This is a genomic window from Aeromonas sp. MdU4 (assembly GCF_041929505.1).
In the GTDB taxonomy this organism is placed as follows: domain Bacteria; phylum Pseudomonadota; class Gammaproteobacteria; order Enterobacterales; family Aeromonadaceae; genus Aeromonas.
Window position 1 is genome coordinate 78,976 of record NZ_JBHFMW010000034.1, and the last position, 14,014, is coordinate 92,989.

General features: G+C 57.4%; 11 protein-coding genes. 7 read left to right on the plus strand and 4 right to left on the minus strand.

The annotated features are described in order from the left end of the window. Positions 1 to 13 precede the first annotated feature (13 nt). Entirely contained in the window at positions 14 to 1,774 is a 1,761-nt protein-coding gene (locus ACE1BR_RS20535) for a polysaccharide deacetylase family protein (protein ID WP_374873552.1), read from the minus strand. A gap of 118 nt (positions 1,775 to 1,892) precedes the next feature. Beyond that, positions 1,893 to 2,849 (minus strand): ADP-glyceromanno-heptose 6-epimerase, encoded by a 957-nt coding sequence (gene rfaD, locus ACE1BR_RS20540; RefSeq protein ID WP_103250868.1) that lies wholly within the window; start codon positions 2,847 to 2,849, stop codon positions 1,893 to 1,895. Between the two features lie 158 nt (positions 2,850 to 3,007). Here rfaD and ACE1BR_RS20545 point away from each other — a divergent pair, with 158 nt between their 5' ends. The 5 genes from ACE1BR_RS20545 to ACE1BR_RS20565 all read left to right on the plus strand — a co-directional run bounded on the left by ACE1BR_RS20545 (position 3,008) and on the right by ACE1BR_RS20565 (position 9,069). Next, on the plus strand, positions 3,008 to 3,652 hold the full coding sequence (locus ACE1BR_RS20545) for a TetR/AcrR family transcriptional regulator (RefSeq protein ID WP_374873555.1): 645 nt from the start codon (positions 3,008 to 3,010) through the stop codon (positions 3,650 to 3,652). A gap of 115 nt (positions 3,653 to 3,767) precedes the next feature. Beyond that, a complete protein-coding gene (locus tag ACE1BR_RS20550) occupies positions 3,768 to 4,958 on the plus strand; it encodes a glycine C-acetyltransferase (RefSeq protein ID WP_374873557.1) in 1,191 nt (396 codons plus the stop codon). Between the two features lie 68 nt (positions 4,959 to 5,026). Beyond that, entirely contained in the window at positions 5,027 to 6,055 is a 1,029-nt protein-coding gene (tdh, locus tag ACE1BR_RS20555; RefSeq protein WP_374873559.1) for an L-threonine 3-dehydrogenase, read from the plus strand. A 197-nt stretch (positions 6,056 to 6,252) separates the two neighbouring features. Further along, a complete protein-coding gene (locus ACE1BR_RS20560; protein ID WP_374873561.1) occupies positions 6,253 to 6,708 on the plus strand; it encodes a c-type cytochrome in 456 nt (151 codons plus the stop codon). 84 nt (positions 6,709 to 6,792) lie between these two features. Beyond that, a complete protein-coding gene (locus ACE1BR_RS20565) occupies positions 6,793 to 9,069 on the plus strand; it encodes a putative bifunctional diguanylate cyclase/phosphodiesterase (RefSeq protein WP_374873563.1) in 2,277 nt (758 codons plus the stop codon). Positions 9,070 to 9,071: 2 nt separating this feature from the next. Here the strand turns inward: ACE1BR_RS20565 and rep are convergent, their stop codons facing one another. Continuing rightward, a complete protein-coding gene (gene rep, locus ACE1BR_RS20570) occupies positions 9,072 to 11,084 on the minus strand; it encodes a DNA helicase Rep (RefSeq protein WP_374873565.1) in 2,013 nt (670 codons plus the stop codon). Positions 11,085 to 11,265: 181 nt separating this feature from the next. Here rep and ACE1BR_RS20575 point away from each other — a divergent pair, with 181 nt between their 5' ends. Both ACE1BR_RS20575 and ACE1BR_RS20580 read left to right on the plus strand, forming a co-directional pair. Next, entirely contained in the window at positions 11,266 to 12,486 is a 1,221-nt protein-coding gene (locus ACE1BR_RS20575; protein ID WP_374873567.1) for a SufS family cysteine desulfurase, read from the plus strand. Between the two features lie 13 nt (positions 12,487 to 12,499). After that, positions 12,500 to 12,934, plus strand: coding sequence for a SufE family protein (locus ACE1BR_RS20580; protein WP_374873569.1), 435 nt, complete (start codon positions 12,500 to 12,502; stop codon positions 12,932 to 12,934). A 21-nt stretch (positions 12,935 to 12,955) separates the two neighbouring features. On the opposite strand, the gene tcdA is transcribed toward ACE1BR_RS20580, so the two are convergent. Then, a complete protein-coding gene (gene tcdA, locus ACE1BR_RS20585) occupies positions 12,956 to 13,792 on the minus strand; it encodes a tRNA cyclic N6-threonylcarbamoyladenosine(37) synthase TcdA (protein WP_374873571.1) in 837 nt (278 codons plus the stop codon). Between the last annotated feature and the right edge of the window lie 222 nt (positions 13,793 to 14,014).

Sequence of the window (14,014 nt, forward strand, 5' to 3'; positions counted from 1 at the left end):
TATTTCCTGCGTCTCACTTTCTAAACACATAATTCCCGCGGATCTTACGCCACAACCCGAATACATCAGTACGGGGGAAGATGGCAATCCGGCGGATCTTAAAAGGGTCCTGGTGCATAGCTTTGGGGCCGCTGTTGGTGGCAACGGCGAAACGATACCCGGCGGCAATAACCTGCTCCTTGGCGCTGTCGTTCATATCTCCGTAAGGGTAGGCGAACGAGAGCAGGGAATGGCCAAGCAGGGCCTCCAGTTGGCGTTTATTCTCCTGAATTTCATGGGTTTGTTGCTCGGGTGAGAGCTGACTAAGACGTGGATGGGTCAAAGTATGCCCACCAATCTCCACATAGCCACTGGCAGCCAATGCCTTAACCTGTTCACCACTCATTAGCGAGACCTTGGTATCTGGATTGGTCGGATGCTCCACATCCCAACGGTTATAACCTTCGCCAGTGACCACGTACACCACTGCTTTGTAACCATATTTTTCCAGCAGGGGCAACATGCGGGTCAGATTGTCCTGATAGCCGTCATCGGCGGTGATCATCAGGTACTTCTTGCCGTATTGCAGGCGGTGGATAAAGCCTTTATCCGCCAGATCGCGGAAAGTCAGGGTCTCGTAGCCAAGCCACTTCATCAGCCGCAGGTGCTTCTCGAACATGGCGATCGGCATCCAGGTGCCGTGCACCCCTTTCTCGCTATTCTGCTCGATAAAGCGGTGGTACATGATGACCGGCATCTCGCGGCGCAGGGTTTCAACCACGGCATCCTGATAGATGGTTTCGAGGCCGGATACTACCCCCTGCAAGCCATACTCATCCTGAATCCGCTGACGAATGGCTTCCGGCACAGTCTTGCTGGCCAGGGCGGATTCGATCTTTCCCTTCAGAGCCACGAAATCGATAGCCAGATCCTTGGGACCAATATCGCCAAAGTTGCTGGCCAGCGCTTCATCAAGATTCTGCTCGGTCACCAGACCAATTGCCTTGGCTTCGCCGATGGCAAAGGCGGGACGGCCGCAGAGCAGCGCTTCCATGGCTACCCGACCGGCACCGATCACCAGATCGCTACCCGCCAGCAGAGCAGGTACATCGTCAACATAGCCAACAAACTCGGCACGCCCTTCGAAACGGGCAAAGCGCTCGGGCACGCTGGTGCCGCTGACAATCCGCACCTTGCAGGCATCCAGATCGAGCACTTCGTCGAGCAGGCGGTAGCAAAGCTCCCCTTTGGGACCGCTCAGGCGACCGATGATGGCGATCACCGGCTTGGGATTATCAGGCGCAGGCACAGGCTGGAATTTGTCGGTTTCGATACCGTTGCGTAGCACCTGTACAATCGCAGGATCGACCCCCAGATTGTCGACAATCTGATGGGCAATATCCTCACAAACGGCAACCGCCCGATAGCCAAGGGCATGGAAGGCTTTGCGCGAAGCGTGCACCGGCTGGCGACCATGCACTGTCGTGATCATCGGAGTGCCGGTCAGCTTGCAGGCGACATAGCTGCTCCAGCCGGAGGCGCGGGAGTGAGCGTGTACCAACTGGATATGGTGCTTCTTGATGAGATAGATGAGGTAAAAGACGTGCCAGAAACGGCGCAGAATGCTGCGCTTGTTGAATCTCAGTTTGAAGACGGGACCAAGGGTCGGTTTGGTCAGCGTATCCGACACATAAAATACGTTGTGACCACGCCGGGTCAGTTCGTTACCGACCGTGGTGGCATAGACCTCAGCGCCCGTGACTTCGAGCTGGGAGAGTGCCATCAATATATTCATCGCGCGGTTACCCGGTAGAGAAAAGAGGAACGGCAAGCAGCCACAGACACCAGAAACCGGAAGCAGGCGAGTGCCCACTTCCGGTTTTGCGCTCCAACTGCTGCGTTGTGCTCACCCGTTAGCGGTTGAGCCAGGCCATGTAATCCGCTACCCCTTCGGCAACGGTTTTGAACTCGGCGTCATAACCCACGCCGCGCAGCTTGGTCATGTCAGCCTGGGTGAAACTCTGGTAGCGACCCTTGAGGTGATCCGGGAAGGGGATGTACTCGATGGCACCCTTCTGGTGATGCTTGATCACCGCTTCAGCCACGTTCTGGAACGGCTCGGCACGGCCGGTACCGCAGTTGAAAATGCCGGAGTGCTGCGGGTTCTGCCAGAACCAGAGGTTAACCTTGCAGACGTCGTCGATATAGATGAAGTCACGCATCTGGCCACCGTTCGGGAAGCCGTCACAGCCTTCAAACAGCTTGGGATTCTCGCCCTTCTTCACCTGGGTATTGAGGTGGAAGGCGACGGAAGCCATGGAGCCTTTGTGCTGCTCGCGCGGGCCGTAGACGTTGAAGTACTTGAGGCCAACGACCTGAGAGTTGATCTCCGGCATCCAGCGGCGCACGTACTGGTCAAACAGCTGCTTGGAGTAGCCGTAGACGTTGAGCGGCTGTTCGAACTTGGGATCCTCGATGAAGTTGTCGTTGCGGCCACCGTAGGTCGCGGCAGAAGAGGCGTAGATAAACGGGATTTCACGCTCGATGCAGTAGTGGAACAGATCCTTGGAGTACTCGTAGTTGACCTCCATGATGAACTTGCCGTTCCACTCGGTGGTAGCAGAGCAGGCACCTTCGTGGAAGATCACCTCGATGCCGTTATCCCACTCTTCAAACTCGTCACCGGAGACGATCCGTGCCTGGAACTCGTCTTTGTCCATGTAGTCAGCGATGGTCAGATCGACCAGGTTGACGAACTTGGTGCCGTCGGTCAGGTCATCAATGACCACGATATCGGTCCGTCCTTGAGCGTTCAGCTGCTTGACCAGATTGCTGCCGATAAAGCCAGCACCGCCAGTTACTACGATCATGGAGTTTGCCTCTCGTACGTTGATGGCTACATGTGACTGCTTGTTAAAGCTGTGTATAGTGAGCCAATTTGAAATTGCCGAAAAGTTTATCACGGGCCGCCTGGGGATTCGACCTTGTTCAAAACTGCCCCGAGCGGAACCTGTTGGAGGAATGAGTGATGAAAACCAGAGACAGGATCATTCACAGCGCGACCGAGCTGTTCAACGATCAGGGTGAACGCAACATCACCACCAACCATATTGCGGCGCACATGGGCATCAGCCCGGGCAACCTCTATTACCACTTCCGCAATAAAGAAGACATCATCCACTCCATCTTCGACCAGTATGCCCGCCACCTGAGCGAGAGCTTCGTCCCGACCCGCAACCGTGAAATCACCCTGCAAGATCTGATGGGCTATCTGGATGCCATCTTCTATCTGATGTGGCAGTTCCGCTTCTTCTACGCCAACCTGCCGGACATCCTGAGCCGCGACGAGCCGCTGCAGCAGAAGTATCTCAAGGCTCAGGAGCAGATGCGCTCCTCCGTGGTCGCCCTGCTCAGGAGCCTGCGCGAAGGAGGCATCATCGATGTCAGCGATGAAGACCTGCCGGATCTGGGCCAGACCATCAAGATGGTGGTGACTTGCTGGATCCCGTTCCAGATAGCTCAGGCACCCAACACCCGTATCACCAAACCGCTGCTTTATCAGGGGGTTCTTAAAGTGCTGTTCTTGCTGCGCCCCTACGTGCAGCCGCAGGTGTCCGAGCAGATCCACCAGCTGGAGCAACATTATCGTCAACTGGCCCAACCAGTTGTGTGAGATCTGTTCCACAAATGCTAAATATCAGCACAATCATTTGAATTTATCGCAACAGATTGCAGTAAAATGTTGCCCTCTGTTGATACGCAGCTGAAATAGCCAATAAGGATCGAGGATGTCTAACGGATTCTATCGTCACCTGACCGAACAACTGAACCAGGTGCAAGCTGAAGGCTTGTACAAGCAGGAGCGCATCATCACCTCCGCCCAACAGGCCAGCATCGCCGTCGGTGGTGAGCAGGTACTGAACTTCTGTGCCAACAACTATCTGGGGCTGGCCAACCACCCGGACTTGATCGCTGCCGCCCATCAGGGGCTCGACAGCCACGGCTTCGGCATGGCCTCGGTGCGTTTTATCTGTGGCACTCAGGACCAGCACAAAGAGTTGGAGCAGAAGATGTCCGCCTTCCTCGGCACTGAGGACACCATCCTCTACTCCTCCTGCTTCGATGCCAACGGTGGCCTGTTCGAGACCCTGTTCGGCGCCGAAGATGCCATCATCTCCGATGCACTCAACCACGCCTCCATCATCGATGGCGTACGGCTGTGCAAGGCCAAGCGCTATCGCTACGCCAACAACAACATGGCCGAGCTGGAAGCCCAACTCCAACAGGCGGATGCCGATGGCGCCCGCTTCAAACTGATCGCTACCGATGGCGTCTTCTCCATGGATGGGGTCATCGCCGACCTCAAATCCATCTGCGATCTGGCGGACAAATACGATGCGCTGGTCATGGTGGATGACTCCCACGCCGTCGGCTTTATCGGCGACAACGGTCGTGGCACCCACGAATACTGTGGTGTGATGGATCGGGTCGACATCATTACCGGCACTCTGGGCAAGGCGCTCGGCGGCGCCTCCGGTGGCTACACCTCCGGCAAGAAAGAGGTGATCGACTGGCTGCGTCAGCGCTCCCGTCCCTACCTCTTCTCCAACTCGTTGGCCCCCTCCATAGTCTCTGCCACCATCAAGGTGATCGACATGCTGGCCGAAGGTCACGACCTGCGCGCCCGCCTGAAAGAGAACAGCCGTTACTTCCGCGAACGGATGAGTGCCGCCGGTTTCACCCTGGCGGGTGCCGATCACGCCATCATTCCGGTGATGCTGGGGGATGCCAAGCTGGCCTCCGAGATGTCCAGCCGCATGCTGGCTGCCGGTATCTATGTAGTGGGCTTCTCCTTCCCGGTGGTGCCCAAAGGTCAGGCGCGCATTCGCACCCAGATGTCGGCCGCCCATACGCGCGAGCAGTTGGACAAGGCGATCGACGCCTTCATCCGCATCGGCCGTGAACTCGGCGTTATCTGATTTGAATCAAGGGGCTGCAGCCCCTTTTTTCTGCATTCATCGTGATTGAATGGCATGAAGGAACAACCATGAAAGCACTCTCCAAACTCAAAAAAGAGGTCGGCATCTGGATGACAGACGTGCCGGCCCCCGAACTCGGCCACAACGATCTGCTGATCAAGATCCGCAAAACCGCCATCTGCGGCACCGATATCCATATCTACAACTGGGATGAGTGGTCCCAGAAAACCATCCCGGTACCCATGGTGGTGGGCCACGAATATGTAGGGGAAGTGGTCGCCATCGGTCAGGAGGTGCGCGGTTTCGCCATCGGCGATCGGGTCTCCGGCGAAGGGCACATCACCTGCGGTCACTGCCGCAACTGCCGCGCTGGTCGCACCCACCTCTGCCGCAACACCACTGGCGTTGGCGTCAACCGCTCGGGGGCCTTTGCCGAGTATCTGGTGATCCCCGCGTTCAACGCCTTCAAGCTGCCGGACAATATCCCGGACGAGCTGGCCGCCATTTTCGATCCGTTTGGCAATGCGGTGCACACCGCCCTCTCCTTTGATCTGGTGGGTGAGGATGTGCTCATCACCGGCGCTGGCCCCATCGGCATTATGGCTGCCGCCGTCTGCCGCCATGTCGGTGCCCGCCACGTAGTGATCACCGACGTTAACGAATACCGGCTGGAACTGGCTCGCAAGATGGGCGCGACCCGTACGGTTAACGTCAGCAACGAGAAGCTCGCTGACGTGATGAGCGAACTGGGCATGACCGAAGGGTTTGACGTGGGACTCGAAATGTCCGGCGTACCGAGCGCCTTCCAAGAGATGCTCGACAAGATGAACCACGGCGGCAAGATCGCCATGCTCGGCATTCCCCCCGCCACCATGGCCATCGACTGGGGCAAGGTGATCTTCAAGGGACTGTTTATCAAAGGGATCTATGGCCGCGAAATGTTCGAAACCTGGTACAAGATGGCCAGTCTCATTCAATCCGGACTCGATCTCTCTCCCATCATCACTCATCGCTTCCACATCGACGACTTCCAGCAAGGATTCGATGCGATGCGCTCCGGCCACTCCGGCAAAGTGATCCTGAGCTGGGATAAATAGACAATTTCACCTCGTGATGACCCCAAACCCGGCGAATGCCGGGTTTCTTTTTATCTGCGCCCCCCGAACTGGCGTGATCGCGGCTAAAACTTTGCGCGCAGAGTGTTTAACACTTCACACACAAGCGTTTAAATGACTGTAACTATTCGGTTATAATCCGGTCGTTTACAGGGATAATAAAAGACTGCTGGGAGTATATGAGCGTGTTGAAAAAACTGAGCTATTTGCTGGCTGTCGGGATGACGGCCGCCAGCCTGTCTGGAGTTGTACTTGCGTCCGATGAGATGTCACCGGAAGCTATTGCCGAGCGGATAAAACCGGTTGGGCAGGTCTATACCGCCAAGGATCTGGAAGGTATTGCCGGCGCGGGAGCCGCACCTGTTGCTGCGGCCTCTTCCGGCCCCCGTGACGGAGAGACGGTATTCAAGGGCGCCTGCTTTGTCTGTCATGATACCGGCGCAGCCGGTGCTCCCAAACGGGGTGACAAGGCCGCTTGGGAACCTCGTATCGCCCAGGGCATTGAAACCCTCAAAAAACATGCCATCGGTGGCTTCACGGGCAAGTCCGGCATGATGCCTCCCCGCGGTACTTGTGCCACTTGTAGTGATGAAGAGATTGAAAACGCCATCCACTACATGATCGACAAGCTCTAAGTATTTGAAAGGGCCGCAATTGCGGCCCTTTCAATCTATCGGCTTCCGACTACTCTTGTAAGGTAGACATATCGGGAGTTGCTCATGTCGGCCCAATCCATCGAACCCCATTATTCAACTCCTTTGCTGGCGTTGGTCTCTGCCATTATGGATTTTCCTGCGCCACAAACCGCCACGGCTCAGGATTATGACCTGCTAATCCAGCAGATTGATCAGCTATGCCCGCTACAACACTTTGGCATGCTGGGCCTCTCCGATACCGGCTTGAACTGGCTCTACGCCTACAAGGTCAGTGACTCCTTCAAGCAACAACTGGGCCGGGAGCAGTCCCGCATCACAGACCAGCTCACTCAACTTGATGAAAGCGAGGGGTGGTGTGTCTTCCCCATCGAACATGGCCAGGTGCAATGGTTGATGGCTCGCTGCACTCCGGCTGATCTGCCGACCCTGCGGTTATTGCTGGAGTGTCTGGCCAAACGATTGACCGAAACCCAGGCTGGTTCTCATCTCACCGAGCTCCCCTCCCCCCTGATCCGCAAGGATCCGAACTGGAAGAAAAAGATAGAGAGCATCAGCCGTATCATGCGGCTGGCCAACACGCTTCCCAGCCAGGCGCTCTTTTCCCAGCTCGAAGCAGTGCTACGCCAGATGCTGGCGATCAAGGATATGCTGCTGGTACGCCTCAACAGCCAAAAGCTGGAAATCATCTACCCGGCCCAACCCCATCAGAGCCATGAGTTCATCAGCGGACTGTGCCATAGCACCAGCAATATCGAGGTCACCAGAGATGATCTGCACTGGCACAGCTTGCCACTGCGGCTACAGCAGCAATATTTTGCCCATTTCATCATCAGCACGGCTCAGCCGCTGGAAACCGATGACAAGCTGTTTCTCGACTTTTTACGTGGCCAACTGACCCTGTTGCTGGAGCTGAAACGGATCCGCCAGCAGCTTAGCGACATCAATACCGAGGATTCCATCAACCAACGCCTGCAACAGCTTCGCCAGACCAACCTGCGGCTGCAAAAACAGCTCAAGCAGCATCAGGAGCTTGAACGCAGGCTGCAATTCGATGCACTTCATGACCCGTTGACCCAGCTGCCTAACCGGGCTTTGCTGATGAACCACCTCAACCACGCCATGACCCACTACAACCGCTACAAATCGCCGGGCTTTACCGTGATTTTTATCGATGTGGATCACTTCAAGCAGATCAATGACACTCTGGGCCACAGTGCGGGAGATCAGCTGCTCAAGGAGGTGAGTCGACGACTGCAGACCTGCATCCGGCAAAACGATCTGGTAGCCAGGCTGGGTGGCGACGAATTCGTCATCTATCTGGACAACAGCAAAACAGATGATGACATCAGTCCGGTTTTGAACCGGATCATCAGCCGCCTCTCCTACCCGTTCCGGTTACTCGGCAATGAGCTGAGCATTACCGTCAGCCTTGGAGTATCGAGCGTCTCGGAGCAGACCACTGATATCAGCCAACTGCTCCATCAGGCCGACCTGGCCATGTATCAGGCCAAACGCAACGGCCGCAGTCGCATCGTCAGCTACTCGGAAGATTGTATCCACCAGAACTGGAACTCCCCCGAAGAGATGCTTGCCAGAGCCTTGCGTGAAGGGCGGATCGTCCCCTACTTCCAACCGGTGATCCGGCTGCAGGATAGCCGCCTGACCGGTCTGGAGGTAATGGCGCGTTGGCTGACCGAGGAGGGGATTCTCAAGGATGCGTTCGACTTTATTCCACTGGCGGAACAGTGCGGCCTGATTCTGGATCTGGATTACCAGATCCTGCGCCACACCTGCCAGCAGGTGAAAAATTGGTTACCGTTCTCGGGGCAGAGCAAGTTCAAGGTTGCCATCAACCTCTCGGGCAAACACCTAGTCAACCATGACCACATCATGCGGCTGATGGCAATCATCGAGGATGAAGGGGTGGCCCCCGGCTATCTGATTTTTGAATTCAACGAACGGGAACTGTCGCGGCAGGATTCCGATGCGCTGGCATCACTGCACGAACTGAGATCAAAGGGCATCCAGATAAGCCTCGACGATTTTGGCACCGGCTTCTCTTCCCTCAACGCCCTGTTCCACTTCCCGGTGGATTACATCAAGGTAGATGACAGCTTTACCCAACGGATGCTGCAATCACCCAAAGATCTGGCGCTGATCCGCGCCATGCGGGATATCTGTCAGGATCTCGATTACACCCTGATAGTGGAGGGGATCGAGAACCAGCTGCAATTGCAGAAGCTAATCGATATCGGCTGCCAAATGGGGCAAGGGCGCTATATCTCGCCCCCAATGCCGGGAACTGACATAGTACCGCTGCTTACCCCAACCAGCCCGTAGCGTTAATCCTTCTTGAACAACGCCCGCAGGTTGGCGACGCCGACCTGCCCTTTCTGCTGGCGCTCCTCGGCGGTCACCTTCCTCTGGTTTTCCCACTCCAGATCATCCTGCGGCAACTCCAGCAGGAAGCGGCTCGGCTCTGGCCGTACCGACTCGCCAAACTGGCGGCGCTCCTTGCAGAGGGTAAAGGTCAGCTCTGCCTGAGCCCGGGTGATGCCCACGTAAGCGAGGCGCCGCTCCTCCTCCACATTGTCTTCATCAATACTGGTCTGATGGGGCAGCAAGCCCTCCTCCATGCCCACCATATAGACATAGGGAAACTCCAGCCCCTTGGAGGCATGCAGCGTCATCAACTGCACCTGATCGGCATCGTCCTCCCCCTCGTTGCGCTCCATCATATCGCGCAGGGTGAGACGAGTGACCACCTGAGCCAGCGTCATCGACTCCTCCAGCTCATCCCCTTCCAGCATCTCGGTGATCCAGCGATAGAGGGTGGAGACGTTCTGCATCCGCATCTCGGCCGCTTTCGGGCTGGGAGAAGTCTCGTAGAGCCACTCTTCGTAGTGGATCTCCTTGATCATGTCCCGCACCGCCCCCACCGGATTGCCACGCAGCGCCTGATCGCCAAGACGAACCAGCCAGTTGGTAAATGCCTGCAGGGCGACGAGGCCACGGCCAGAGAGGTGCTGTTCCAGCCCCAGCTCGAAGCTGGCGGCAAACAGACTCTTGCCGCGCTGATTGGCGTATTGGCCAAGTTTTTCAAGGGTGGTGGGGCCGATCTCACGGCGCGGCAGGTTGACCACCCGCAGGAAGGCGGTGTCCTCATCCGGATTCACCAGCAGCTTGAGGTAGGCCATGATGTCCTTGATCTCGGTGCGGGAGAAAAACGAGGTGCCGCCCGAGATACGATAGGGGATGCGGTTGGTCATCAGCGCCTTTTCGAAGATGCGCGACTGATGGTTGCCCCGATAGAGGATGGCGTAATCCTTGAACCGGGTGCGGTTCATGAACTTATGACCCATCATTTCGGCAGCGATCCGCTCCGCCTCGTGCTCCTCGTTCTTGGCGAACAGTACCTTGAGCTTCACCCCCTCATCCAGCTCGGAGAAGAGCGCCTTGTCATAGACATGCGGGTTGTTGGCGATCAGGATGTTGGCGCACTTGAGGATCCGCCGCTTGGAGCGGTAATTCTGCTCCAGCTTGATCAGCTTGAGACTGGGGAAATCTTCGTTCAGCAGCACCAGATTCTGCGGCTTGGCACCGCGCCAGGAGTAGATGGACTGGTCATCATCCCCTACCACGGTAAAACGGGCTCGCTCGCCGACGATCTGCTTCACCAGCTCGTATTGGCTGGTGTTGGTGTCTTGGTACTCATCGACCAGCAGATAGCGGATCTTGTTCTGCCAGCGCTCACGCACCTCCTGATTGCTCTTGAGCAGCAGGGTCGGCATCACGATGAGATCGTCAAAATCCAGTGCGTTATAAGCCACCATCTGACGGTGATAACGCTCATAGAGCTGGGCCATCAGCACCTCTTCCGGCCCGCGGGCGATGCGCATGGCACGAGCTGGCAGGATGAGGTCGTTCTTCCAGTTAGAGATCTGGCTGATAAGGGCCGACAACTTGTCCTTATCGTTGTCGAGCTCATCTTCAGTCAACTCTTTCAGCAGCGCCAGCTGGTCGGTGTCGTCGAACAAGGAGAAGTTCGCCTTAAGATTCAGGCTCTTGTGCTCCCGACGAATGATATCGAGACCCAGTGTATGGAAGGTGGAGACCATCAGCCCCCGCGCCTCCTTACGTCCCAGGGTCTGGCCGACCCGCTCCTTCATCTCCCGCGCCGCCTTGTTGGTAAAGGTGACCGCAGCGATGTTGCGCGCGTTGTAGCCGCACTGCTGCACCAGATAGGCAATCTTGTTGGTGATGACGCGGGTCTTGCCCGATCCGGCACCCGCCAGCACCAGGCAAGGGCCGGAGACATACTTGACCGCTTCGTTCTGATTGGGGTTGAGCTTCATGGGCCGGATCTCTTGGCTTATGATGAGGGGCGGCATTGTACCAGAAATCACCCGATGAGCCGTACCTGCTGCACGGCAGGCAGCCGCTCATCGGGCTTATCGCACCTTGTGTTCGGGCGCTATTTTCAGGATCATGGCCGACCTTTCGAGATGATGACTTTTTCCGGATGATGAGGGGAGCATGAATCAGCAACAGCACGACCAACTGCGCAGCCAGTTTCCGGCCTTGGCGCAGGGGGTAAACGGCCACCCTCTGGTCTATCTGGACAACGCCGCCACCACCCAGAAACCGCAAGCGGTACTGGATGCCATCGCTCACTACTATCGGGTCGACAACGCCAACGTGCACCGTGCCGCCCACGCCCTGAGTGGCCGCGCGACCCGCGCCTTCGAAGCTGCCCGCGAAACGGTCGCCCGCTTTATCAATGCGCCTCACTCTCGCGAGGTGATCTGGACCCGCGGCACCACGGAGGCGATCAATCTGGTGGCCCAGAGCTGGGGGATGAGCGAGCTCAAGGCGGGGGATGAAATCATCCTCAGCACCCTGGAACACCACGCCAATATCGTCCCGTGGCAACTGGTTGCCCAGCGTACCGGCGCGGTGATCCGGGTCATCCCGCTCGATGAGCGGGGCGATCTCGATCTGGCCGCCTATCACGCCATGCTGGGGTCACACACCCGGCTGGTGAGCGTAGCCCACGTATCCAATGCCCTCGGTACCGTCAATCCAGTCAAAGAGATGGTGGCAGCGGCCAAGGCAGTTGGCGCCGTGACGCTGATCGACGGCGCCCAGGCGGTGGCTCATCTCGAGGTGGATGTGCAGGCCATCGATTGCGACTTCTACGCCTTCTCCGGCCACAAGCTCTATGGCCCGACCGGCATCGGTGTGTTGTGGGGCCGCACCGAGCTATTGGAACGGATGCCGCCCTGGCAAGCCGGTGGCGAGATGATCGATCGGGTCAGTTTCAGCGGAACCACCTTCAATACCCTGCCCTTCAAGTTTGAGGCGGGTACCCCCCACATCGCTGGCGCTATCGGCCTCGCCGCCGCCATCGACTTTGTGATGGCGCAAGATCGGCAATCGCTCGCCAGCCATGAGCAAGCGCTGACCGACTATCTGGTCGCAGGCCTGCAACAGGTGCCGGGGCTGCGTCTGATCGGCGAACCCGGCCAACGCGCCGGCGCGGTCTCGTTCCTGCTGGAGGATATCCACCCGCAAGATGCCGCTACCCTGCTCGACATGCAGGGGATCGCCCTGCGAGTCGGCCACCATTGCGCTATGCCGCTGATGGAATCGCTCGGGATCGGTGGCACGATGCGCGCCTCGCTGGCCTGCTACAACAATCGGGACGATGTCGACGCCCTGCTGGCCGCCCTGCACAAACTCAGTGACTTCTTCTAAGGCAGACAACCAAATGAGTGATCTCGCAAGCTATACCCAGATTGGCCTTGAGCCCAATGCCGACAGCATCCGCCAGCAGTTTGCCGCCGCTCACGGCTGGGAGAACCAGTACCGACTCATCATCCAGCTCGGCAAGCAGCTGCCAGCGCTACCCGGCGAATGGCAGCAGGAGGAATGCCGCCTCAAGGGGTGTGAAAGCCAGGCTTGGCTGAAGGGAGAAAAGAGTGAGGAGGGTTGCTGGCACTTTGCCTGTGATTCCGATGCCCGCATCGTGCGCGGGCTGATCGTTATCGTGCTGGCAGCGCTCAACCACCAATCGTCTACGGCGATCCAGAGTTTTGATATGGAAGCATATTTCAGCGAACTGGGGCTTGAGAAACACTTGAGCCCGTCACGAGGTAACGGGCTCAGAGCGATCGTGCTGGCGATCCGGAAGCAGGCCGTCTAACCCACCCTGTTCAGCGATCGATTACGCTTCGCTAATCGACCCAGCGTCCTCATTCCCAGCCTCTTTCTCGGCACGGGCACCCCGCTCGGCAATCTTCTTCAATACCCGGGATGCGGCAACCAGCCCAAAGGTTGCCGTCACCGGCGTCACGGCGCCAAAGCCGGAGGCGCAATCCATCTTCATGGTGCCATCGCTGGCCGCCTTGGCCTGACAGGTACCACCATTACCATCCGGATAACTCAGCTGCTCGGTTGAGAAGACACACTCCACCCCGAATTTACGCGCCGGATTCTTGCTGAAGTTATGCAACCGACGCAGGTCGGAGCGCACCTTGGCAGCCAACGGATCCTGAATGGTCTTGGCCAGATCGGCCACGGTGATTTGGGTCGGATCCATCTGCCCGCCAGCACCACCCGCAACAATCACCGGAATCTTGTTGCGCTTGCAGAAGGCAATCAGCGCCACCTTGGCCTTGACCGAGTCGATGGCGTCCACCACATAGTCAAACTCCCGCTTGATATGCTCGGCCAGATTATCGGCAGTGACGAAATCATCTACCTCGATCACTTCGCAATCCGGGTTGATGGCACGAATACGCTCGGCCATCACCTCGGTTTTGAGGCGACCAACCGTCCCCTGCATGGCGTGGATCTGGCGATTGGTGTTGGTGATGCAGATATCGTCCATGTCGATCAGGGTGATCTGGTTGATACCGGTACGGGCCAGCGCCTCTGCTGCCCAAGAGCCCACGCCACCGATTCCCACCACACAGACCTTGGCCTGGCTAAAGGACTGCAATGCACCCTGACCATAAAGACGGGCAATGCCCCCGAATCGCTGTAGATATTCTGCTTTCATACCACCACCTTGCTTGAGGGCGGCCATTATAACGACAACCACCGCCAGCGGCGATGGCAGAACCGGAGAAAATCGGGGAGGAAAAACAGAGAAAATGGCAGAGAAGAGGGTGTGAATGGTCAATATTCAGGCGACTTGCTGAATTGCAGCCAATAAAAAACCCCGCTCATCGAGCGGGGTTCTTAAATTGGGTGCCTGGCAGTGTCCTACTCTCGCATGGCG